Below are 22,111 nucleotides of genomic sequence, written 5' to 3' on the forward strand. Positions count from 1 at the left end.
AACGGCATTTTTATTTTATGGACGATGGCTGCTCGTTTCGAGGCCAGGTGACTGCCCGGGCGTTGCAACCTTTTTGGATGGGTCACCCAGCCAGACCATCAGCAGTGTACCTATCGCCAGGATCGCCGCCACGCAGAAGAATGGCCCCGTGAAGCTCTGCGTCATGTCCTTGATCAGCCCGATCAGGAACGGCCCGGCGAAACCACCCAGGTTGCCGATCGATACGATCAGCGCCAGCCCGCCGGCAGCTGCGCGGCCAGTCAGGAAGGTCGAGGGAATGGCCCAGAAGGTAGCCTGGAACGCGAGAATGCTGGCCACTGCCAAGCCCAGCGCGGTGATCTTGAGCACCGGGTCGCTCAGCAGTGCACTGGCAACCAACGCGAGCGCTGCCAGCGTGAGCGCACTGACCACATAGCGCAAGCGATGCCGGGCGCGGTTGGCAAGCCGCGCCCACAGGGTCATGGCTACCGCACCGAACAGGTAAGGCAGGGCTGCCACCAGGCCGACCATGCTGTTGGCCCAGCCCATGCTTTTGATGATCTGCGGCATCCACAGCCCGATGCCCACCGAGCCTACGATGCAACAGAAGTTGATCGCCGCCAGAATGAACACCTTGGGGTTGGTCAGGGCGCCGCGCAAAGTATTGCCGTGTGATGCACTGATGCTCTGCTGCTCGCGGGCCAGCCGTTCGGCCAGCCAAGCCTTCTCGCGCTCGGACAACCAGCGCGCCTTGGCGGGCGTGTCGACCAGTACGAACAGGCAGACGATGCCCAGCAGCACGGCTGGCAAGGCTTCGAGGATCAACAGCAGCTGCCAGCTCTGAAGCCCCATGACGCCGTGCACGTCCAACAGCCAGCCCGACACCGGTGAGCCGATAATGTTGGCAACCGGAATGCCCAGCAGAAACGCCGCCGTGGCCTTGGCGCGCCACTTGCCCGGGAACCAGTAGGTGAAATACAGGTACACCCCCGGGGTGAAACCGGCCTCGGCCAGCCCCAGCAGGAACCGCGCGATGCTGAAGCTGACCGGCCCGGTCACGAACGCCGTGGCCATCGAGACCAGGCCCCAGGTAATCATGATCCGGGCGATCCAGATGCGCGCACCGAAGCGCTGCATCAGCAGGTTGCTGGGGATTTCGAAAATGAAATAGCCAAAGAAGAACAGCCCCGCCGCCCAGCCGAACATCGTGGCGGTCAGGCCCAGGTCCTTGTTCATGCCAATGGCGGCGAAGCCTACGTTGGTGCGGTCCAGGTAGCTGATCACATAGCAGAGGAAGATGAACGGTACGATGCGCATCAGCACCCTGCGCAGCAGTTTTTCGCCTTCGGCATCGGTCAGCGGCGCGGTGGCCGCAAGGGGTTGTGGGGTCATGGAAAGCTCGGTGTTGTGATTGTTATCGAGGCGCCTGGCAGGTCAGCCAGCTTAGCTGTGCGAATACATCGGCAGCCCGGGCGCCAGCCCCCGGGCCTGCATGATCGTGCCGGTCTCCGACTCGACGATGTAGAGGGTTTGGCCGTCGGCACCGCCGAAGGCCAGGTTGGTGTTGCTGATACCGCAACACGACTTGATACGCAGTAGCGGCTCGCCCACCTTCGACAGGCACCACACAGAACCGAAGCCGGTGTGGGCGATGTAGAGGTTGCTCTGATTATCCAGCGCCAGGCCGTCCGGGCCGCCGAGGCCACCGTGAAGCTGGGAAAACACCCCGACCTTGCTGATGATCGAGCTGTTGCCCAACGGGATGCGCCAGATCTGCTGGGCACGGGTAACAGCGATCAGCAAGTGATTCAGGTGCGGATCGTAGACGATGCCGTTGGGGCTGGGGACGGTGTTGATCAGGCAAGTGAGTTGACCGTCGGCGCTGAGTTTGTATACCCGGCCGGTGGCGTCCTGCTGGCCCGTCTGGCCTTGATCGGTGAAATACATGTCGCCATTGGGCGCGAACACCAGGTCGTTGACGCCCTTGAAGCCTTCAGAGCCCGCCGATTCCAGATAAGGCTCGGTACGCCCGGTTTCCGGATCAAGGAGCACGATGCCGCGCTTGTAGTCGGTGATGAAGATGCGACCGTCCTGATGAATCTTCAGGCCGTTGGGCCAGCCATCATACTGGCACACCAGCTCCCACTGGCCGTCGGCAGAGATACGAAAGATGCGCCCATAGGGGATGTCGGTGACGTACAGCCGCCCTTGCCGATCGAACGATGGGCCTTCGAGGAAAGAGTCGATGGGCCGCCCTTGGCGATTGGCATCGCCCCAGGCATTGCGGCGAGGCGTGCGGAACGCGTCGGGCAGGCGGGTAAAGACGGTAGCCTCGACCGTAGGGGGCGCTGCGAAAAAGCTCATGAGGAGTTTCCTTGAGGGCGCATTGTTCTTTTAGCTGAAGCTACCATAATCGAAATGCCATAGCAAAATTTCGCATTTATCGTCGCATATATCTCTCTTAAGGCCGATTGAAGGCTTATCAGGCCACTACATGAGAACGTCGTTCTATTAATAACGAAAGCTTTGCGCTGTTTTTCTTTCCTATCGGCACCAGGAAAAGGAATAAGCCTCCTCGGGGTGCGTCCTGCTTGCGAAGGCCCTACGGAGAACGCCATGAAACGCCCCCGCACCCGTGCCTGGTGCCTGCTAGCCGGCCTGGCTGTGCTCGCCGGCCCGCTGTTGGCGCATGAAGAAGACGCCCATCCCAGTGCGCCGGAAGGCCAAGCGTCGGCCGAGGAGCAATACCTGCAAAAAAACGACCAGGCCATGGCCGCCATGATGCAGGGCATGCGCGCAGAACCCTCCGGCAGCATCGATGCAGACTTTCGCAAAATGATGACAGCGCACCATCAGGGCGCCATCGAAATGGCCAGGCTCCAGCTGCAATACGGCAGCAACGACAAGCTCAAGCGCATCGCTCAGGAAATCATCATCGAGCAGCAGCAAGAGATCGCCGCCATGCAACTGGTTCAGCCCTGACACGCCCCGCCCTTCCCGCCCATTACAGAGGTAGAAGATGATGCAGCACGCGAAATCGAAATATGCCGCCAGCGCACTGGCCCTGGTGTGGGATGTTCTGCCTGGGCCGGCCAAGCGCCGTACAGCAGCCAGGCACCTGACATCCCGATTTCCCATCAGGACCGTGTCTATGCCGCTGAACAATTCTCCAACACCGTCTCGGTCACGGACCCAGCGGACAACCGCGTGCTGGGCGTTATAGCGTTGGGCGACCCGCAACCGATGAACCTGAGCCCGCTGTACAAGGGCGAAGTGCTGGTGCATGGCATGGGGTTCTCCCCAGATCACAAAACCCTGGCTGTGGTCTCGATCGGCACCAATTCGGTGTCGTTCATCGATACCGAAACCAATACCGTCAAGCACAAGACCTATGTGGGCCGCTCGCCCCACGAGGCTTTCTATACCCCGGACGGGCGCGAAGTGTGGGTGACTGTGCGCGGCGAAAACTATGTGGCCGTGCTTGACGCCGCTACATACGCAGAAAAAAGGCGAATCATCACACCGGCAGGCCCGGGCATGCAGATCTTCTCCCCCGATGGCCAGTACGGTTACATCTGTTCCTCGTTCAACCCCGAGACCGTGATCGTTTCGACCTCTACGCACGAACAGGTCGGCAAAGTCACCCAGGCCAGCCCGTTCTGCCCCAACATCGCTGCCTCGCCGGACGGCCAGCAGGTCTGGTTCACGCTCAAGGACACGGGCAAAGCACAGGTGTTCAATGCGCGGCCGCCCTTCCAACTGCTCAAGACAGTGGAGATCGGGCCTATCGCCAACCATGTGAACTTCGCCCGCACTGCCAAGGGGCAGTTTGCCTACGTCACCGTAGGTGGCCTTAACCAGGTGCAGGTTTACGACACCAAAAGCTTCGACAAGGTAGCAACCGTCGATGTCGGCAAACTCCCCCACGGTGTGTGGCCCTCGGGCGACGGCACGAGGATATACGTCGGTCTTGAAAACGACGACGCTTTGGCAGTGATCGATACGACGAGCAACACCCTGATTGCCACGATTCCCATAGGCCAGGCGCCACAAGCCATCGCCTATGTGGCCCATGCAGTGGAGAAAGGCCCGGGTACGGAAAACCTCAAACCCTTGGGCGAGGCCGCTCAGGCAGCGCACATTCGGCTGAAGTCGACCCGCACCCACGAGCTGGTCACCAGCGTAACCTTGTTCAGCCAGGGCCTTACCCAAGTGCTGCAAGCTGCTGCTACCGGCCTGGAGCCCGGCAAGCCCTACACGCTGGCCCTGGCCGAACACAGCGATGGCACTGGCACAGTGCAACCGCTGGCCGCATTCATGGCCAACCCCGCCGGCGCTGCGATCGTCAATGCCGTAGGGCCAATAAGGCAGATCGTTCAGGCCGATCAGCCCGCAACACGGCGATACCTGGCTATCATCCCCGGCGCACCCGGCAGCCAGAACGCGCCCGTACAGACCCAAGCAGACTGAGGACAGCACCTTCCATGAAGCCCGTACCCGACACCGGCCCGATCGATGACAGCGCAGCTGTGTATTCGCCCCTGACCCTCGCCCTGTATGACGCGTGGGTGCTGCAGATCTCCAATCGATTCGCCTGGCGCTGCCCGACTCGCACCGCGCTGCTGCCTTTCTACGAGCGCCATCTGGGGCGCAAGCACCTGGATGTCGGGGTCGGGACCGGCTACTACCTCGCCCATTGCAAGGGCGCGAATCGATCATCCATCACGCTGATGGACATCAATGTGGCCAGCCTGCAGGCGGCAAGCCGGCGCATAAGGGCGCTCAAGCCGCAGACAATCGTCCACAACGTGTTCACGCCCTGGGAAACCACAGAGCGGTATGACTCGATATCGCTGTTCTACCTGATGCATTGCCTGAGCGGTTCGGTGGACGAAAAAGCGCAGGTGTTCAGCCACCTCAAAGCCTGCCTGGCACCGGGGGGAACGCTCTACGGGGCGACCATCCTGGGCCAGGGTGTGGCGCATAACCGGTTTGGCCGCAAGCTGATGGACGTCTACAACGCCAAGGGCATTTTTGGCAACCGAAACGACTCTGCAGAGGCTTTTATCCGGGTTCTGAACGGGCTGTTCGGCTCGGTTCAGGCGCACATGGTGGGCTGTGTATTGTTGTTTGCAGCGCAAGATGCGCCACGCCCCTGTGCCAATGCGTCAGAAAGTAGCGCAGGCGTGTAGGCATGTAACAACACGGTGCAAAAAGCCACACAATGATGAACGCATTGTTCAACAATGCAGCACCGATCAACCGGCCTATCGTGGGTGATTTCTAACTTTTGGCATCGAATTTGCTCTCGTTCACCACCGTTAGAACGCAGAGCGACCGGCTCACGCATTCAAGCCGCCGTGATCCGCGCCTACCTCATCTGAACAGGAGGCCTACCATGACCGCACTTCAACTCGCCCGCGAAGCAGCGGCCGCCGCCCGTGGCCGCTACCGAAACGGCCTGGTGGCCCCTACCGCTGGCATCGCGCCTGGCCTCACGCAGGCCAACCTGATTTCGCTGCCCCGGGAATGGGCCTATGACTTCCTGCTGTTCGCCCAGCGCAACTCCCAAGCCTGTCCGGTACTGGATGTGACCGAACCAGGCAGCTATCGCACCCTGCTGGCCGAGGGCGCCGACCTGCGCACCGACCTGCCCCGCTACCGCATTTGGCGAGAAGGCCAACTGGCCGAGGAAGTCAGCGATGCCAGCCAGCATTGGGCCGAGCACGGCGACTTGGTGAGCTTCCTCATCGGCTGCAGTTTCAGCTTCGAAACCGACCTGCTCAATGCAGGCATCGATGTGCGGCATATCAGCCAAGGGTGCAACGTACCGATGTACCGCACCAACCGGGCCTGCCGCCCCGCCGGGCGCTTGCAGGGCAACATGGTGGTCTCGATGCGCCCTATCGCGGCTGACCAGGTCGCGAATGCGGCCAAGATTACTGCCCGTTACCCAGGGGTGCATGGGGCGCCGGTGCATGTCGGCGAACCGGGGTTGCTCGGCATCGAGGATGTGTCACGCCCTGACTTTGGCGATGCTGTAAGCATCCAGCCCGGTGAGATCCCGGTGTTCTGGGCATGCGGGGTGACGCCCCAGGCGGTGGTAATGGCTTCGCGAGTGCCATTTGCGATTTCCCACGCGCCGGGGCATATGTTCATTACGGATGTGGCCGATAGCGTGTATCGGGTGTAGGAACCGAGCGCTCTGCGCGGCGCCCCTGCTCACCCTGGCGATTCAGAAACCGCTCGCAGGGCGCCAGGAGAGTGAACAGCCCGCCTCAATGGGGCTGGGCCAAGGCATCAGGGCTGGGCTTGCGCGGGCGCAGGATCCACAGCATCAGCAGCCCCGCACAGGCAATCATCGCTGCCGCCACCTGCAGCCCCGTGCCCAGGTCACCGGTCAGGGATGTCACATAACCCAGCATTGCCGGCCCCACTGCCCCACCCAGGGCGCCAATGCTGCTGATGACAGCGATCCCGGCCGCTGCTGCCTGGGGCGGCAAGAGCGTGGGCGGGACCGACCAGAACACCGATAAACTGGCGAAATGCCCAGCCGTGGCCACGCTCAACAGTGCCACCGCCCACAACGGGTGCAGTTGCACCATCTTCATCGCCGCCAGGCTGGCGGCCGCGGCAAACAGGGGTAACGCATAATGCCAGCGCCGCTCGGCGTGCCGGTCTGAATGGCGGCCCCAATACAGCATCGCAACGATCCCGACGGCAGACGGGACTGCACTGAGCAGCCCCACCTGCAGCACATTACTGACCCCGGCGTTGTGGATGATCGTCGGTGAATAGAACGCGATGGTATTGGCCAGGACATAGCTGCCAAAGGAGATCATGCCCAGCAACAGAAGCCGGGGTTCCCGGAACGCAAGGCGCAGGGAGCCGTGTGCCGTGCGCTCGGTGCCGGGGGCCTGAGCGAGGTCCCTGGCAACTTGAGCACGCTCCTCGGCAGTCAGCCAGCGCGCCTGTTGCGGGCCGTCGTCCAGGCAGCGAAAAGCCACCACCCCCAGCACCATGGCTGGCAAGCCCTCGAGCAAGAACATCCATTGCCAGCCCTTCAGCCCGGCGATGCCGTCCATGCCATGCATGATCCATCCCGACAGCGGCGAGCCGACCAGCCCGGCAACCGGAACCGCCACGAAAAACAGTGCTGTGATGCGAGCCCTGCGCGCTGCCGGGAACCAGTAGGACAGGTACAGGATGATCCCCGGAAAGAAACCTGCCTCGGCAGCACCCAGCAGTACCCGCAGGGTGTAAAACTGCCACGGCGTGCGCACGAACATGGTCAGCACGGTGACCAGGCCCCACAGCAGCATGATGCGCAGCAGCGTCTTGCGTGCGCCAATGCGTGCAAGCAGCAGGTTGCTGGGCACCTCCAACAACAGAAAGCCGATGAAGAACAAACCAGCACCCAGGCCGAACACCCGGGCGTCAAAACCCAACTGATCGCTGAATTGCAGTTTGGCAATACCGATATTGACCCGGTCAATGTAATTGACGACGTAGCAGAGCAACAGCAAAGGCATCAAGCGCCAGGCGATTCGGGTGTACAGCTGCCCGGCGCCGGCGGCTTCATCAGAGGTGTTCATGGCACGACCTTCTTGTTGTTAGGGGAACGTAGGTGCTCGCGCGGCAGTGGGCTTATCGTGGATGACGCGGGAGCTACAGCGCAGCACCTAGTTGACAACATCAACTATGTAATTGACAGTGTCAACATAAATCACTGCACTAGGGGCTGCCCAACCCATGGCCGTCAACACCCGCCTCACCCGCTTGCTTGGCATTGAGCACCCGATCATTCAGGCCGGCATGAGCTGGGCGTCAAGCAACGCTGCATTGCCGGCGGCGGTGTCCAATGCCGGCGGCCTTGGGGTCATTGCTGCAGGGCCGATGCGCCTGGCAGACCTGGCCCGCACCCTGGAAGAAATCCGCGAGCTGACACCCTACCCGTTCGCCGTGAACGTTCCGCTGTATCGCGCCGGGGCTGCCGAGGTGCTGGACCTGCTCGAGCATGCCCGAGTGCCAGTGATCATTGCCAGCCAGGGCTCGCCCAAACCTCACCTGGCGCGCTTCAAAGCGGTGGGCAGCCTGTGGCTGCACGTGGTGGCGTTCACCGAGCATGCACACAAGGCCGCCGCTGCTGGCGTCGATGGCCTGGTGGTAGTGGGCTGTGAAGCAGGCGGCCACCCGCCGGCCAATGAAGTGAGCACGCTTGTAAATGTGCGCAAGGTACTGCGCGAGCTCAATTGCCCTGTGGTTGCCGGTGGTGGGGTCGCGGACGGCCATGGTATCGCTGCCCTGTTGGCGCTTGGCGCCGATGCCGTGCAACTGGGCACACGGTTTCTGCTCAGCGACGAAGCGCGCCTGCACCCTGAATACAAACGCCTGGTGCTCCAGGCCGGGATTGCCGACACCGTGCTCATCGGCCGCCACACGCTACCGGTGCGCAGCGTGCGCAACCCTTTCACCGAGCAGGTGCTCGCTGCCGAGCGCCAAGGGCTACCCGCCACCGACCCGGCCGCCTACGAGGCGCTGCTGGCCAGCGCAACGCTGAAGCTGGCGGCCTTCGATGGTGATGTGGCCGGGGGCAAGGTCGAGGCCGGCCAGTGCGCCGGGCTGATCGAACACATCCAACCTGCCGCCCAGATCATGGCCGAGCTCACAAAAGAGCTGGGCCAAGCCCTTGAACGCCTGCGTAACCTGCAACGCTGAGGAACACACCGTGACTGATTCCGTCCTGCTTACCCGCGTCGAGAACGGCGTGCAACTGATCACTTTGAACCGCCCCGACAAGCTCAATGCGCTGAATTTCGCACTGACATCCGCGCTAGTGGATACCCTGAAGGCCGCCGACAGGGACGATGGCGTACGCGCCATCGTGATCACCGGCGCTGGGCGAGGCTTTTGCGCTGGGGCCGATACCCGGGAGTTTGCCGAGTTGACGCCGGCCAACCAGGGGCTGGTAGAGCAGCGCGCTGCACTGACCACGGAGCTGCAGGGGTTGGGCAAGCGGTTGCGCAAGCCGCTCATCGCCGCGGTCAACGGCTATGCCATGGGCGGCGGGGCTGGCCTGGCGTTGTCGTGCGACCTGGTATTGGCCAGCCCGGCAGCGCGGTTCGCCTATCCAGAGGTGAAGCACGGCATTGTCGCTGCCATCGTCATGGCCGGGCTGGTCGAGCATCTGGGGCGCAAAATCGCCTTCGAGCTGGTAGCCACCGGGCGCACTGTCGAAGCCGACGAAGCGCTGAGGCTGGGCATGGCCAACCGGATCGTCGAGGCCGAAACAGTGGTACCCGAGGCGCTGGCGCTGGCACAGGCATTGGCCGCGCATCCGGTGAAAGCGATGCAGGCGACCAAGGCCATCTTCCATGAGGTCGCCGAGCTGCCCTTCAGCGAAGGGCTCAAGCGTGGCCAGGCGCTCAACGCCCGCATGCGCGCCTTTGCCACGGAGCAAACGGCATGAAGCCCCTCGAAGGTGTCACCGTGGTGGAAATGGCGCGCGTACTGGCATGCCCGCTTGCGGGCATGATCCTGGCCGAGCTTGGCGCCCGTGTGATCAAGATCGAGCAGCCCGGCGCAGGCGACGAAACCCGGGGCTATGAGCCGTTTGTGGGTGAGCAGGCCGAGCCAGGCCACGAACGCAGCGCCTATTACTACGCGTTCAACCGCAGCAAGCAGTCGATCACGCTCGACCTTCGCAGCGCGCCGGGCCAGGAGGCGGTGCGCCGGTTGGTGGCCGAGGCCGATGTGGTGCTCGAGAATTTCCCGACCGGCACCCTGGCCCGGTACGGCCTGGCATGGGCAGACCTGCGCGCCGTCAACCCGGCGCTGGTGTACGTGTCCTGCACAGGCTTCGGGCAGACGGGCCCGTATGCCAAGCGCAAAGGTTACGACACGGTGTTCCAAGCCATGAGCGGCCTGATGAGCCTGACCGGCGAACACGGCGGCGGGCCGGTCAAGCCCGGCGCGCCCGTTGCAGATATGACCTCCGGGTTATGGATCGCCCTGGGTGTGCTGGCGATGTTGCAAGGGGCGAAGGCGCAAGGCAAAGGGGCCTATCTGGATTTCTCCATGCTCGATGCACAAATACCGCTTCTGTCACTGGCTGCTGCGCGGTTTTTCGCCCTCGACGAGGTGCCGGAACGCATGGGCACCGAACACCCGGGGCGCGTGCCGTCGGCGAGTTTTCGCTGCGCTGACGGCAACTACGTGCACATCACCGGGGCCGATCAACATTGGCAACCGCTGTGCAAGCTGCTGGGGCTCGACGCCTTGGGCCAGGACCCTCGGCTGCAAGCCAACAGCGGCCGGGTGCGCCACCGCGAGGAAGTCATGGCGGCGCTGGCCGGCGCCTGCGTGCAGATGACCCGCGAGCAATTGTGCCAGGCCTGCGACGCCATGGGCGTGCCTGCCGGGCCGCTGAAGAACCTCGACGAAGTCATGGCCGACCCGCACCTGCAAGCGCGCGGGGTGATCAGCCACTTCGAGCACCCGCACGCAGGGCGTTTCCCGGCCATTCGCCTGCCCTATCGCTTCGACGGCTTCGACGATCCGCAGCCGGGGCGCCCACCGTTGCTGGGTGAGCACACCGAGCGCATTCTCCAGCAGCTGGGCCTTGCCAGCGGGCAACCACAACAACAAGACGCCTGAGGGCCTGCCATGAACCTCACCACCGCAGCATTGCAGATCGACCCTTCACGGCCGATCGCCCGCCTCACGCTCAATCGGCCGCAAGCCCGCAACGCACTGAACACGGCCCTGTGCCACGACCTGCACCAAGCAGTGCTGGCGGTGGCAGAGAACCCGGCCATTCACGTATTGATCATCGATGCCAACGGCCCGGTGTTCTGCGCAGGTGCCGATCTCAAAGAACGCCAAGGCATGGACGACGATCAGATTCGCGCCCGCCGGCTGCGTGCCTTTGCGCTGTATGCGGCGATCGAAGCGCTGCCGATTCCAGTGTTCGCGGTGCTCGACGGGCCAGCGGTGGGCTCAGGCTGCGAAATTGCCTGTGCCTGTGATTTTGTCATCGCCTCCAGCCACGCCAGCTTGCGCTACCCCGAGGCGCGCTGGGGTACCGTAGGTGCGACCCAGCGCCTGCCGCGCATCGTCGGCCGGCGGATGGCCAAGGAGTTGATGTTCAGCGGCCGTGCCGTCGAGGCGCAGGAGGCATTGCGCATTGGCTTGGTCAACCGCGTGGTTGCGCGTGAAGCGCTGGCCGCCTGCGTGGACGAGCTGGCGGCCACCATCGCCGATGGGCCAAGCCATGCACTGCGCAGTGCCAAGCGGCTGATCGACAGCGGCCTCGATGACAGCCGCCATGGCGCCCTGGCGCGGGAAATTCTGGCGATCGAAGAGAACCTTAACGCTGGTGTGTGGAAGGCCGGCATGAGCACTTTCAGCGGAGGCACTGGCCGTGATTGATTCGATTTCTCCTGTTCGCCAATCGCTATGGGCCGTGCTGGCCGAAGTGGCCGGCAAGTACCCCGAGGCCGAAGCGTTGGTGGATGAAACGCGCCGCCTGACCTACCGGCAGCTGATCGCCGAGGCCGACCAGGTGGCCAAGGCGCTGCTGGCACTGGGCCTGGAACACGGTGACCACGTGGGGCTGCTGCGCGGCAACTCGGTGACCTGGGCCGTGCATTGGTATGCCGCAGCATCCATTGGGTTGGTCAGCGTACCCATGAACACCCGCTTTCGCGTCGAGGAGCTTAGCTACGGCCTGGCTCACGAAGAGGTGCGCACGCTGCTGTGCGTCGATCGCTTCCTGGACAAGATCGACTTCATTGGCATGCTGCGTGAGGTCGAGCCGGGGCTGGATAGCCAACTGCCGGGTAGCCGGCTGCCCTTGCTGCATACCTTGGTCGTGGAGGGTGAACAGGTACCCCGCGGTGCGCTGGCATACCCGGCGTTCCTCGCCGCTGGCGAGCGTATCAGCGACGCAGCCCTGGCCACTGCACGGGCTGCGGTGCACCCCGATGACACCCTCTTGATCCAGCTGACCTCCGGTACCACCTCGCATCCCAAAGGGGTAATGCTCAGCCATGCCTCGATGCTGGGGGTGGCCCAGTCGGTCGCCGAACGTATTGGGGTGCTCCCCAGTGACCGCTACTACAGCCCACGGCCGTTCTATCACGTTTCAGGTAGCACGATGTCGCTGTTGGTGGCGTTGGTCAAAGGTGCCTGCCTGGTCACCGCCCGCACCTTCGACCCGGCCCTGGCGCTGCAGGCCATGGCCGAGGAACGCTGCACCCTCACCTCTGGCAACGACACGATGTTCCTGATGATGCTGGCCGAGCCGAGCTTCGACCCGGCAAGGCTGTGCCTGCGCGGCGGTTGGGCGGCAGCCAGCCCGCAGATCCTGCAACAAGTGGTCGAGCGCATGGGCGCCGTGGGTATCTGCAATGCCTACGGGTTGTCGGAAGCGGCACCGAACCTGGTGATATCTGCTGCCGATGAGCCGCTGGCACTGCGCATTGACGGTTACATGCTGCCGCATGCAGGTATCAGCATCGAAATTCGCGACCCCGCCACCGGCCAGGCATTGCCCGCCGGCGAGGTTGGGGAAATCTGCGCCAGTGGCTGGAGCCTGATGAAGGGCTACTACAAGCTTGCGGACAAAACCGCCGAGGCGTTGCGTGAGGGGTGGTTGCATACTGGTGACCTGGGCCAGCTCGATGCGCGCGGGCGCCTGCGCTTCGTGGGCCGGCTCAAAGACATGTTCCGCGTAGGTGGCGAAAACGTATCTCCGCTGGAGGTGGAGCAAGTGCTGCTCAAACACCCGGCCGTCGAGCTGGCCCAGGTAGTGGGTGTGCCAGACCCGCGCCTGGGCGAAGTGCCGGCGGCGTACGTGACGTTGCGCGAAGGCCAGCAAGCAGAGCCCGAGGCGATCATCGCCTTCTGCAAAGACCGCAGCGCCAATTTCAAGGTGCCGCGCTACCTCAAGGTGGTAGAGGATTTCGACAGTATCGGCATGACCGGCTCAAGCAAGGTGCAGAAGAACAAGTTGCGCGAGCACGCCATCGCCGCCTTCGGGTTGTAGCGGCCGCGGGCAAGGCCGTTGCGCAATACTGCAGCGCTGGAATCACGCCTGCTGGGCGTCTTCGCGTTCACGATCCAGCATGGCCCGCGCCTGGTGCGTGAGCTTTTCAAGCGCTTGCAACAAGACCTCCCGTTCCTTGCGCGTGAGCACCGACTGCAACTGGCGATTCAGCTCCACCGCCTCCGGGAACACTTCGGCCACCAGCGACTGCCCTTGGGCGGTCAGTGACAGGGCCACGCCACGGGCGTCTTCCGGGTCTACGGCGCGCTGCACCAGGCCTCGCTCGGTGAGCTTGAGGACGATGCGGCTGGTCAGCCCTTTGTCGAACTGAGCCTGGGCAGCCAGGCGGTTCAGTGACAGCGAGCCCGCAGTGCTGAGCAATGCGATCAGCCGCCACTCGTTCATCGTCAGGCCGAACTTGCGTTGGTACACGCTGGCTGTGTTCTTGGTGTAGAGGTTGCTCAGCTGGCGCAGCTGAAAAGACACCAGATCACGCAGGTCATGCGGCTCAGGCGACGCTTGCCCGGAAGCGTTACGGGATGCAGGCACGGGGCATTTACCTCACAGTCTCAAAAATATGATTGACATTATCAACTAAAAAACCAGAAGCTTGGGTTCAGCAAACAGCGCCAGGGTCTGGTTTACCGGCTGAGCGCCAAGGCCATCGCATTGTATGCGGCCCCACAACTTGTGGCGATATCAATCATCTGTAGCGGAGTAGCCAGCCATGGCCGACGTGACTTTGTGCGAATGCTTTGCCCGCGATGGCTTGCAACACGAGCCTGAATTCCTTGCCACTGAACGTAAGATTGCGCTGATAGACCGCTTCGCAGCATTGGGTTTCAGCCGCATCGAAGCCACCTCCTACTCCAACCCAAGCGTGGTGCCACAATTCGCCGACGCCAGTGAGTTGCTGGCGCAACTGCCGAGGCGCCAGGGGGCTTTCTACAAGGCCACCTGCGCCAATGTGCGGGCGGTGGAGCGTGCGCTGGCAGATCAGGCAGCCGGCCATGGCGCCAATGAGATCAGCTTGCTGGTTTCAGCCTCAGAGAGCCATTCGCAAAAAAACCTCAAGCGCAGCCGTGAAGATCAGTGGGCCAACATTGCCGCGATGGCAGGCGCCGCACAGGGGCGCTTTCGGTTGATCGGCACGATTTCGGTTGCATTCGGCTGCCCGTTCGAGGGGCGAGTGGCTCAAGAGCAGGTTCTGGCCGACGTCGAGCGCTTCGCGCGGCTCGGGGTGACCCACGTCACACTGGGCGACACCACCGGTGTTGCCACCCCCGCCAGCGTGCGCCGGCTCTGCACGGCCATGACGCAAGCAGCACCGGAGGTCACCCCTATCGCACACTTTCACGACACCCGGGCCACTGGCCTTGCCAATTACGTCGCAGCACTGGACGCGGGGGTAAGTTGGTTCGATTGTGCCTTTGGCGGCGTGGGCGGCCACCCCGCCAAAGTCACCTATGGTGGGGGGCACACCGGCAATGTCAGCACAGAGGATTGGGTGAACCTGCTCGAGGCGATGGGAGTACACACCGGCATCGACCTTCAAGGCCTGCTCAGCGTAGCGGCCGAGTGCGAGGGTGCGCTGGGCCGCGAGCTTCACAGCCGCGTCATACGCAGCGGCTTGAGCCCGCTGCTATGATCGGTGCCCAAGGCTCAAACAGCCGGCACTGCACCCACCTCGTCGCCATCGCCCACGGGCAACGCGATATCGGGCGAACCCGGCGTCAGGATGACCTTGCGGCAGTCTTCCTGTTTCTTGTCGAAGATCTCATAGCCAGTGGCGGCCTGCTCCAACGACAACCGGTGGGTGATGATCGCATCAGGCTGCAACGCCCCGCGCTCGATCTGCTCGAGCAGCTCAGGCAAGAAACGGTGCACATGGGTCTGGCCCATGCGGAAGGTCAAGCCTTTATCGAAGGCATCACCAAACATGAACCCGTGAATGAACCCGGCGTAAACGCCAGGCACACTGACTACGCCACCGCGCCGGACGGCTGCAATGCACTGCCGCAGTGCTTTACCGCTGCTGCCTTCGAGCTTGAGGGTAGCCAGTATCGTCTCGGTCGTGCTGCCTTTGGCTTCGAACCCGACCGCGTCGATCGCGCCGTCGACGCCGCGCTGGCCTGCCGTCTGTTCGATGATGCTGGCGGCGGGATCATCGTCTTCATCGAAGTTGATCGGTATGACCCCATAGGTCTTTTGCGCATAGGCAAGCCGGTAGGCATGGTGGTCGACCATGAACAACTGCTCGACGCCGATCATTCGCGCCACTGCCGCGCACAGCAACCCCACAGGCCCAGCCCCATAGATGACCAGGCTGCCACCCTTCACCACTTCGCTGTTGAGAACCGCTTGATAGGCCGTCGGCAGGATGTCCGAGAGGAACAGCACTTTCTCATCGGCCAACGTGCCAGGCACCTTGAAAGGGCCTGTGTTCGCCTTGGGCACCCGCACGAATTCGGCTTGGCCTCCAGGGATACCGCCGTATAGATGGCTGAAACCAAACAGCGCCGCGCCAGGCGGGATCGCCTTCTTGTTGAGAATCGCACCCCGGCCAGTGTTGGTCGTTTCACAGGCTGCGAACAGGTCGTGGTTGCAGAAAAAGCAGCTGCCGCAGGCAATCACGAATGGGATAACCACCCTGTCACCGGGCTGGACCGCGGTCACGGCAGAGCCGGCCTCTTCGACCACTCCCATGAACTCGTGGCCAAAAATATCGCCATGTTCTGTTTTGGGGATCTTGCCACGATACAAATGCAGGTCCGAGCCACAGATTGCTGTGGACGTTACCCTGAGAATGATGTCGTCATCGGCTTCGAGAACGGGTTCGGGAACGTTATCCACCTGAACCTTGTGGGGGCCGTGATAGGTCAGTGCGCGCATGGTGATTCCTCCTGATGTATAAGTGGGAGGAATCACACGCCTGCGTAGTTCATAAGTTGTGCGCAGCCGGCAGACGGAGGGTCAGTTGGCCAATGCCAAGCCGCTCGCCACGCTCTGCCGCAAGGTTTGTGAGCGCAACCACATCCTCCTGAAGCAGGCGCTTTGATCAGAAACGAACCGAGGTGTCATTGCGCAGCACCTACCTTTCGTGGCGACACGCCGAGCACCCGTTTGAACGCCGCTCCGAAGGCACTATCGGACGCATAACCGAGCGACGTCGCAACCCGGCTGATGGTGGCCCCTTTGACGGCCAGGCGTTCGCAGGCCAGCAACATTCGCCACCGGGTGACGTAAGCCATGGGCGCCTCGCCCACCGTCTCGGCAAAGTGCGCGGCAAACGCTGAACGCGACATGCCCGCCGCGCTTGCAAGCAAGGCAACGGTCCAGGGGTGCCCTGGGTTGGCATGAATAGCGCTGAGCGCTGCGCTCAGCTTGGTGTCGTGCAGCGCATACAGCCAGTTTCCGCGGCCTGAAACTGCCGCGTCGAGGTGATGACGCAGGGCTTCGATGAGGAGCACCTGAGCGAAATGGCTGGCCATCAACTCCCCCCCTGGCCGGGGGCTGCGCAGCTCTTCCATCAGCCGCGAAATCGAGACCCGCAAGGCCTGCCCGGTGGCAGAGCCGACGTGCAATACCGCTGGCAACAAGTTGAGCAATAGGCGGGCATGGGTCTGGTCGAAGCCAAGGTAACCACCCAGCCCGGCGCAGTCGATGCCTGCCCCGATTTGCGCCACATTGCCCGGCCCCACCACCGTCAGTGCCTCAGCGACATCGACCGGCTGAGTTTCGACGTCGCTGCACAAACGCAAGGCGCTGCTGCCCGACACTATCACCACGTCCCCTTGCAGCAATCTGCGTTGGCCAACGGGTGCATCGCCATACAACCAGCAACTGCCCAGGGTAACGGCGAAGCATTTCAGCGAGCCGTCGGCGGGATAATGCAAAGACCAGCGTCCACCGGCTTCCAGGCCGCGGAAGGCATAGTGAGCCGGACGCAACATCGACAGCACTTCTGACAGCGGATCCATCAATCATCCCCCACGCGAGCATTCGCGCCGAACATCATCTGCATGGGCGATAGAGCCTGCCGGCTGCAGCCAACGGGCCAGGCGCACCCGGCTCACCGGTGCTCTTTGGACGAATGCGACGACATCTGCGATGTTTGCGCATTTTTCATTCATGCTGCCCTCCCTAAGATGAGCGCTCAACGTCTGGGAGCGCATCATGCAGGATACCGTCAACAACGCCTTGTGGCTCGCCGCCAAGCAGGCGGCTTTCCGCCCGGGGCCAGCGCCCTATACCGCGCCACGCGGCAACGAAGTGGTGGTGCGCACGCGCGCCGTCGCGCTCAATCCATTCGATCGGCATCTGCAGACCATCGGCTCGCTTGCTTGTCCGTGGCTGAAATATCCCATGGTCGTTGGGCATGATCTGGCAGGCGATGTCGTCGAAACCGGTGAGGCCGTTACCCGCTTTCGGCCGGGAGATCGGGTGCTGGGCCTTGCCGGCGGTGCCGATAAGCAACGCAATCGGGCGGCTGAAGGTGCGTTTCAAGACTACGTCGTGCTGCTCGAACACATGATCACGCCCTTGCCCGCCCAGATGAGTTACACCCAAGCCTGTGTGCTGCCGCTAGGGGTGGCGACCGCAGCCTGCGCCTTGTTTCAGGACAGGTTCCTGGCCCTCGCCCCGCCCCAGGCGCAGCCGCAGCGCCGTAATGAAACCCTTATCGTTTGGGGCGGCTCGACCAGCGTCGGTGCCAATGCGATCCAGCTGGCTGTAGCGGCCGGCTACGATGTGCTGACCACTTGCTCACCCGGGAATTTTGGGTTCGTACAGGCGTTGGGCGCACGCCAGGCCTTTGACTACCGCAGCGCCACCGTGGCCGCCGACCTGTTGGGCGCGCTGGGCCAGGCATGCTGCGTGGGCGCGGTGGCGATCGGGCCGGGTGCCGCAGCGGCCTGCCTGGACTTGGTCGTGGCCGCAGGCGGCGTACTCACTGTGGCCGTGGTCACGCCGCCTGCCACCTTCGACGGCATCCCCGCCGGCCGCGGGCGCTTGCGCAAGCTATTACCTACGCTGGCCCATAACGCAACCGGCCTGCTGAAATTGGCATGGCGTGCCAAACGGCGCGGTGTGGCGGTGCCGTTTGTATGGGGCACAGCCCTTATTCACAATGAGGTGGGCCCGATGATCTTCCAGGATTACCTGCCCGAGGCCCTGGCCCGCGGCCAGTTCATCCCCAGCCCGCCCTGTCAGGTTGCAGGCCACGGCCTGGAAGCGATACCCGCAGCAATGGCATTGCACCAAGCAGGTGTATCGGCCACGAAGCTGGTTGTGACGCTCTGACCCATGCGCGCGAAAAACCTATGCCGCAGCATACTTGGCCTGCCACTGATTGCCGGCTGCACGTTCAGCAGCGTTCACCCCAGCGTGTCGCCTTATGCAAACTCCCCCCAATATGCCGGCGGTGTGTTCCATAACCAGGGCGCCTTGCCCGCAGACGCAGGCGCCGGCAATTGGCGAGCGGGGTTGCGCACCCTGTTCCGTCGCAAGGTAGGCACCGTGCCGCAGGCCGCCATCCCAGTGCAGCCTCTCTCCGGGCAGATGCTCGAAGGCCTGGACAACAACGCCAACCACCTGATCCGTCTCGGCCATTCCTCGCTACTGCTGAAACTACAGGGCAAGTACTGGCTCGTCGACCCCATGCTGAGCCTGCGCGCATCACCCTTTAGCTTCGTAGGCCCGCGCCGGTACAGTGAGCCACCGCTGCGGCTGGAGATCTTGCCTGACGTCGAGGGCGTGGTCATCTCGCACGACCATTACGATCATCTTGATGCGCCGACGATCGCCCTGCTTTCCACCCGCGCCCGCCACTACTTGGTGCCACTAGGCCTGAAGGCCCGCCTGACAGGCATGGGCGTGCCGGCCGAGCGTATCACCGAGCTCGACTGGTGGCAGTCTGCGACAGTCGAGGGGCTGGTGGTCACAGCCACCCCAGCTCAGCATTTCTCCGGCCGTGGGCCGTGGGATACCAACCAAACCCTATGGGCCTCGTGGGTGTTCGAGTCGGCCGGGCAGCGGCTGTTTTTCAGCGGCGACTCAGGCTACTTTCAAGGTTTCCGGGAGATCGGCGAGCGCTTTGGTGGCTTCGACGCTGCCTGTATCGAAAACGGTGCCTATGACCCTGCGTGGCCCAGCGTTCACATGCGCCCGGAAGAAACCATGCAAGCGTTTCTGGACTTGCAGGCCAAGCTGCTGGTGCCCATCCACAACAGTACCTTCGACCTTGCCTTCCATGGGTGGAGCGAGCCGCTGAAGGCCATTGCCCACTTGGCCGACACCCATGGCGTTGCGCTGGCAACCCCCGAGCTGGGTGAGCCCATGACCCTTGGGCGAGCCAGGGTCAATGTGCGTTGGTGGGAGGGAATGCCATGAACAAGCCCCTACATGTATCACGCTGAAACCGGGCGCAAGGCTGTCGGAAGCGACGTGACATGCAGGGGACTTCGGGCGCTCGTTCTGGGTACCAAACAGGGCCATCGCCGAGGTATACGGCTGCGGAATCAGTGGGCCGTGCGGATGATCACTTTCCCGCAGGCGTGCCCGGTGGCGACCTTCTCCAGCGCAGCGCGAGCCTCATCCAGAGTAAAGATCGCGTCAGTCACCACCTGCAACTGCCCAGCACTGAAGCCCCGAACAGCCTTTTGCAGAAATGGCGTGGCGCTGGCAAAGAACACAGCGTCCCCGGCGTGACCGTCACGGGGTTCAATGTCGAACTCCACAAGGGTCGCAATACGGCCGCCCACGCCCAATGTTGGCCACGAACTCTCCAGGGTCGGGCCGCCTATGGTATCTATCACCAGGTCGATATCTCGCAGGCTGGTGAAATCCTGATTGCGGTAATCGATCACCTCGTCTGCGCCCAGGCTTGTCAGCAGCGCAATATTGCGCGCGGAGGCCGTGCCGATCACGTAGGCACCGGCCATATGCGCCAACTGCACCGCCATGCTGCCCACGCCGCCCGCCGCCCCATGTATCAAAACCCGCTGGCCGCCGGCCAATTGGCCCACGTCGAACAACGCCTGCCAGGCAGTACCAAAGGCTGTCGGCAACGCCGCCGCCTGCTCGAAGCTCATGGAGGCAGGGATCACGCACAGGTCGGTCGCAGCGATCGTCAGTTGCTGGGCGAAAGCGCCACCGGCGGTGGGCGCGCTGCGACCAAACACGCGATCGCCGGGCTTCAGGTGCTTCACGTGCTCACCCACGCTGTGGACGACCCCGCTGAAATCAGTACCTGGAATGTACGGCAACGCTATGGGAAAGACCGGCTGCATGTACCCGGCAATGATCTTCAGATCCAGCGGGTTGACACTGGCTGCCTCGATGCGCACGAGGGCTTCGTCCCCCGCCGGCTGGCACGGGCTGGCAGTGTTCAGCATGACGACTTCTGGGCCGCCGAATGCAGAAATAGAGGCTGTTTTCATGATGGGTTTCTCGGGGTCGCTCAGGCTTTAGGGAATTGACCAAGTTGCAGGAACAGGCCGAACCAGTCCTCCATGTGCCAGGTGGTCACGACACGGCCTTCTTCCAACGCGTGAAACTCGTGCAAGCGCAAGCTCACTTTTTTCCCCGTGGCCGCGATACCAAACAATTCGCCCAGATGAGTCCCGGTGATTTCCGCGCGCACAGCCACTCGCCCGGGGGCCTGCATCATGTCATGGATGACGACGCGTACATCGGGAAAGGCCTCGGCAAGGCTGCGGATAATCGGTTTGATGCCCTCAGGGCCCGGGCCTTGGCCTGGTGCTAGTGGAATGTCGTCCCAGTGTGGGGCGAGCACGCTGTCGACGAGGTCGGGATCGTTATCACTGAAGGCACGATAGAGGGTTTCAATGGCAAGGCGTTCGGTGTGAAGCCGGGATGCAAGCGCTGGGGTGCTCATCGTTCTGCACTCGGGTGGTGGGTATGGCGGGAGTATGAGCGCAGGGCTAACATCCGAATAACAAATGAACGGTATATAGGATTATTTGATTCATGGATTATCACGGGATCGACCTAAACTTGCTGGCGGCCTTCAACGCCTTGATGAACGAACGCAACGTTACCCGCGCAGCGACTCAAGTCGGCGTGAGCCAACCCGCCATGAGTGCAGCCCTTTCACGTTTGCGTAAGCTCTTGGGTGACCCGCTGTTCTTGCGCAGCCCCGAGGGCTTGCTCCCTACGCCACGGGCCCGTGAACTGGCCGAGCCTATTGCCCAGGCATTGAATCAGATCAAAACCGCGTTGGTAAAAGCACCCGCCTTTATCCCGGCGGACGCAGTGTTCACGGTGAACCTTGGCTTATCGGATTATCCCGCCTTCGTTCTGCTGCCCCGGTTGCTGCAAACGTTGAGCGACCATGCGCCGAACCTGTCGGTCAACGTCCACGCCTTCAACGACCGCGACCATGCCGTGGACATGCTGGACGCCGGGGTGATCGATGCGGCGGTCGGCGTATTGCCAAGCCATCAAGACGGTCGCATTCTCACCCGCCCCATTCTGCGTGATGCGTTCGTCACGCTTATCGCCCATAGCCATCCGGCAGCACGCCGCGCAATGGACATCGACACTTACCTCTCGCTCACCCATGTGCTGGCCTCTCCTGAGGGCGAGCGACATGGGTTGGTGGATCAGGCACTGGCCCAGTTGGGGAAACAACGGAAGTTAGCAGTGACCCTGCCTCAGATGTTTGCGGTGCCTGCGATCATCGCCTCTTCTGGCATGACCGCCACCGTCCTCAAGCGCATTGCGCTGAGCTCGCCCACCGGTGGGAAGCTGGCACTGTTCCCGCCCCCGGTCGCACTACCGGAGATTACCTTTCATCTCATCTGGCACCGTCGCGCAGACGGCAACCCTGCCCAGGAGTGGTTCAGGGCAATGATTGAATCGGTGGCCAGCGAGCTTCGATAGACCGGGTTGTGCCTATACCGGCGTGGCAGGCCAGTGGCACTGCTCAACGCCTGCCTCGCCACCGAGTATCCGCTACTGCGTCTTCGGCAGCGTTGCACTTTTTTAACGATTGGCTGCGGGAACAACACAGCCTTCGAATCGCCCCCACTCGCGAGCAAAACTGACCCTCCGATGCCAGGC

Annotated in this window: 21 protein-coding genes; 13 read left to right on the forward strand and 8 right to left on the reverse strand. The window is 62.8% G+C overall.

The genetic code is table 11. The features are described 5' to 3' along the window. Positions 1 to 15 precede the first annotated feature (15 nt). Both F474_RS05590 and F474_RS05595 read right to left on the reverse strand, forming a co-directional pair. Entirely contained in the window at positions 16 to 1,371 is a 1,356-nt protein-coding gene (locus F474_RS05590) for an MFS transporter (protein WP_097083536.1), read from the reverse strand. A gap of 51 nt (positions 1,372 to 1,422) precedes the next feature. After that, a complete protein-coding gene (locus F474_RS05595; protein WP_097083535.1) occupies positions 1,423 to 2,343 on the reverse strand; it encodes an SMP-30/gluconolactonase/LRE family protein in 921 nt (306 codons plus the stop codon). Between the two features lie 252 nt (positions 2,344 to 2,595). Between F474_RS05595 and F474_RS05600 the strand changes: the two genes are divergently transcribed. The 4 genes from F474_RS05600 (at position 2,596) to F474_RS05615 (ending at position 6,172) form a co-directional block, all read left to right on the forward strand. Continuing rightward, positions 2,596 to 2,961, forward strand: a complete 366-nt coding sequence (locus F474_RS05600) for a DUF305 domain-containing protein (RefSeq protein ID WP_097083534.1) — start codon at positions 2,596 to 2,598, stop codon at positions 2,959 to 2,961. Positions 2,962 to 3,048: 87 nt separating this feature from the next. Further along, a complete protein-coding gene (locus tag F474_RS05605; protein WP_256577654.1) occupies positions 3,049 to 4,449 on the forward strand; it encodes a YncE family protein in 1,401 nt (466 codons plus the stop codon). A 14-nt stretch (positions 4,450 to 4,463) separates the two neighbouring features. Further along, a complete protein-coding gene (locus F474_RS05610) occupies positions 4,464 to 5,171 on the forward strand; it encodes a class I SAM-dependent methyltransferase (RefSeq protein WP_097083532.1) in 708 nt (235 codons plus the stop codon). A gap of 206 nt (positions 5,172 to 5,377) precedes the next feature. Further along, complete coding sequence (locus tag F474_RS05615; protein WP_097083531.1) at positions 5,378 to 6,172, forward strand: putative hydro-lyase; 795 nt, start codon at positions 5,378 to 5,380, stop codon at positions 6,170 to 6,172. 85 nt (positions 6,173 to 6,257) lie between these two features. On the opposite strand, the gene F474_RS05620 is transcribed toward F474_RS05615, so the two are convergent. Beyond that, complete coding sequence (locus F474_RS05620; protein WP_097083530.1) at positions 6,258 to 7,574, reverse strand: MFS transporter; 1,317 nt, start codon at positions 7,572 to 7,574, stop codon at positions 6,258 to 6,260. A gap of 157 nt (positions 7,575 to 7,731) precedes the next feature. Here F474_RS05620 and F474_RS05625 point away from each other — a divergent pair, with 157 nt between their 5' ends. The 5 genes from F474_RS05625 to F474_RS05645 are packed head-to-tail and all read left to right on the forward strand — an operon-like array spanning position 7,732 to position 13,027. After that, entirely contained in the window at positions 7,732 to 8,697 is a 966-nt protein-coding gene (locus tag F474_RS05625; RefSeq protein WP_097083529.1) for a nitronate monooxygenase family protein, read from the forward strand. 10 nt (positions 8,698 to 8,707) lie between these two features. Then, the gene (locus tag F474_RS05630; protein WP_097083528.1) at positions 8,708 to 9,448 is read left to right on the forward strand and encodes an enoyl-CoA hydratase/isomerase family protein; all 741 of its coding nucleotides are present in this window, start codon (positions 8,708 to 8,710) and stop codon (positions 9,446 to 9,448) included. Then, the gene (locus F474_RS05635; protein ID WP_097083527.1) at positions 9,445 to 10,635 is read left to right on the forward strand and encodes a CaiB/BaiF CoA-transferase family protein; all 1,191 of its coding nucleotides are present in this window, start codon (positions 9,445 to 9,447) and stop codon (positions 10,633 to 10,635) included. The genes F474_RS05630 and F474_RS05635 overlap by 4 nt, the downstream gene beginning before the upstream one ends. Before the next feature lie 9 nt (positions 10,636 to 10,644). Then, on the forward strand, positions 10,645 to 11,409 hold the full coding sequence (locus tag F474_RS05640; protein WP_097083526.1) for an enoyl-CoA hydratase/isomerase family protein: 765 nt from the start codon (positions 10,645 to 10,647) through the stop codon (positions 11,407 to 11,409). Next, on the forward strand, positions 11,402 to 13,027 hold the full coding sequence (locus F474_RS05645) for an AMP-binding protein (protein WP_097083525.1): 1,626 nt from the start codon (positions 11,402 to 11,404) through the stop codon (positions 13,025 to 13,027). Before F474_RS05640 ends, F474_RS05645 begins: the two co-directional genes overlap by 8 nt. Before the next feature lie 42 nt (positions 13,028 to 13,069). Here F474_RS05645 and F474_RS05650 read toward each other — a convergent pair whose 3' ends face one another. Continuing rightward, a complete protein-coding gene (locus tag F474_RS05650; RefSeq protein ID WP_097083524.1) occupies positions 13,070 to 13,576 on the reverse strand; it encodes a MarR family winged helix-turn-helix transcriptional regulator in 507 nt (168 codons plus the stop codon). 178 nt (positions 13,577 to 13,754) lie between these two features. Between F474_RS05650 and F474_RS05655 the strand changes: the two genes are divergently transcribed. Beyond that, complete coding sequence (locus F474_RS05655; RefSeq protein WP_097083523.1) at positions 13,755 to 14,675, forward strand: hydroxymethylglutaryl-CoA lyase; 921 nt, start codon at positions 13,755 to 13,757, stop codon at positions 14,673 to 14,675. Between the two features lie 14 nt (positions 14,676 to 14,689). On the opposite strand, the gene F474_RS05660 is transcribed toward F474_RS05655, so the two are convergent. Together F474_RS05660 and F474_RS05665 are read right to left on the reverse strand one after the other, a co-directional pair. Continuing rightward, entirely contained in the window at positions 14,690 to 15,919 is a 1,230-nt protein-coding gene (locus F474_RS05660) for a zinc-dependent alcohol dehydrogenase (protein ID WP_097083522.1), read from the reverse strand. A 185-nt stretch (positions 15,920 to 16,104) separates the two neighbouring features. Continuing rightward, a complete protein-coding gene (locus F474_RS05665; protein ID WP_097083521.1) occupies positions 16,105 to 17,007 on the reverse strand; it encodes an AraC family transcriptional regulator in 903 nt (300 codons plus the stop codon). Between the two features lie 196 nt (positions 17,008 to 17,203). On the opposite strand from F474_RS05665, the gene F474_RS05670 reads away from it, so the two are divergent. Together F474_RS05670 and F474_RS05675 are read left to right on the forward strand one after the other, a co-directional pair. Further along, positions 17,204 to 18,328 (forward strand): zinc-binding alcohol dehydrogenase family protein, encoded by a 1,125-nt coding sequence (locus tag F474_RS05670; RefSeq protein ID WP_097083520.1) that lies wholly within the window; start codon positions 17,204 to 17,206, stop codon positions 18,326 to 18,328. A gap of 3 nt (positions 18,329 to 18,331) precedes the next feature. Then, positions 18,332 to 19,417 carry an MBL fold metallo-hydrolase gene (locus F474_RS05675; protein ID WP_097083519.1) on the forward strand — a complete coding sequence of 362 codons (1,086 nt, stop codon included), beginning with the start codon at positions 18,332 to 18,334 and terminating at the stop codon, positions 19,415 to 19,417. Between the two features lie 128 nt (positions 19,418 to 19,545). Here F474_RS05675 and F474_RS05680 read toward each other — a convergent pair whose 3' ends face one another. After that, positions 19,546 to 20,421 (reverse strand): NADP-dependent oxidoreductase, encoded by an 876-nt coding sequence (locus tag F474_RS05680; protein WP_218191644.1) that lies wholly within the window; start codon positions 20,419 to 20,421, stop codon positions 19,546 to 19,548. A 65-nt stretch (positions 20,422 to 20,486) separates the two neighbouring features. Continuing rightward, positions 20,487 to 20,924, reverse strand: coding sequence for an ester cyclase (locus F474_RS05685; protein ID WP_097083517.1), 438 nt, complete (start codon positions 20,922 to 20,924; stop codon positions 20,487 to 20,489). A gap of 92 nt (positions 20,925 to 21,016) precedes the next feature. Between F474_RS05685 and F474_RS05690 the strand changes: the two genes are divergently transcribed. After that, entirely contained in the window at positions 21,017 to 21,931 is a 915-nt protein-coding gene (locus F474_RS05690; RefSeq protein WP_097083516.1) for a LysR family transcriptional regulator, read from the forward strand. The last annotated feature ends 180 nt before the right edge of the window (positions 21,932 to 22,111 follow it).

The sequence above is a fragment of the Pseudomonas sp. URIL14HWK12:I12 genome (assembly GCF_003097135.1).
GTDB lineage: Bacteria > Pseudomonadota > Gammaproteobacteria > Pseudomonadales > Pseudomonadaceae > Aquipseudomonas.

Bases quoted from the DNA above. Each gene is read 5' to 3' on its own strand.
- F474_RS05590 (WP_097083536.1), bottom strand. From the start codon at position 1,371: ATGACCCCACAACCCCTTGCGGCCACCGCGCCGCTGACCGATGCCGAA.
- F474_RS05595 (WP_097083535.1), bottom strand. From the start codon at position 2,343: ATGAGCTTTTTCGCAGCGCCCCCTACGGTCGAGGCTACCGTCTTTACC.
- F474_RS05600 (WP_097083534.1), top strand. From the start codon at position 2,596: ATGAAACGCCCCCGCACCCGTGCCTGGTGCCTGCTAGCCGGCCTGGCT.
- F474_RS05610 (WP_097083532.1), top strand. From the start codon at position 4,464: ATGAAGCCCGTACCCGACACCGGCCCGATCGATGACAGCGCAGCTGTG.
- F474_RS05615 (WP_097083531.1), top strand. From the start codon at position 5,378: ATGACCGCACTTCAACTCGCCCGCGAAGCAGCGGCCGCCGCCCGTGGC.
- F474_RS05620 (WP_097083530.1), bottom strand. From the start codon at position 7,574: ATGAACACCTCTGATGAAGCCGCCGGCGCCGGGCAGCTGTACACCCGA.
- F474_RS05625 (WP_097083529.1), top strand. From the start codon at position 7,732: ATGGCCGTCAACACCCGCCTCACCCGCTTGCTTGGCATTGAGCACCCG.
- F474_RS05635 (WP_097083527.1), top strand. From the start codon at position 9,445: ATGAAGCCCCTCGAAGGTGTCACCGTGGTGGAAATGGCGCGCGTACTG.
- F474_RS05640 (WP_097083526.1), top strand. From the start codon at position 10,645: ATGAACCTCACCACCGCAGCATTGCAGATCGACCCTTCACGGCCGATC.
- F474_RS05655 (WP_097083523.1), top strand. From the start codon at position 13,755: ATGGCCGACGTGACTTTGTGCGAATGCTTTGCCCGCGATGGCTTGCAA.
- F474_RS05660 (WP_097083522.1), bottom strand. From the start codon at position 15,919: ATGCGCGCACTGACCTATCACGGCCCCCACAAGGTTCAGGTGGATAAC.
- F474_RS05665 (WP_097083521.1), bottom strand. From the start codon at position 17,007: ATGGATCCGCTGTCAGAAGTGCTGTCGATGTTGCGTCCGGCTCACTAT.
- F474_RS05670 (WP_097083520.1), top strand. From the start codon at position 17,204: ATGCAGGATACCGTCAACAACGCCTTGTGGCTCGCCGCCAAGCAGGCG.
- F474_RS05675 (WP_097083519.1), top strand. From the start codon at position 18,332: ATGCGCGCGAAAAACCTATGCCGCAGCATACTTGGCCTGCCACTGATT.
- F474_RS05680 (WP_218191644.1), bottom strand. From the start codon at position 20,421: ATGCTGAACACTGCCAGCCCGTGCCAGCCGGCGGGGGACGAAGCCCTC.
- F474_RS05685 (WP_097083517.1), bottom strand. From the start codon at position 20,924: ATGAGCACCCCAGCGCTTGCATCCCGGCTTCACACCGAACGCCTTGCC.
- F474_RS05690 (WP_097083516.1), top strand. From the start codon at position 21,017: ATGGATTATCACGGGATCGACCTAAACTTGCTGGCGGCCTTCAACGCC.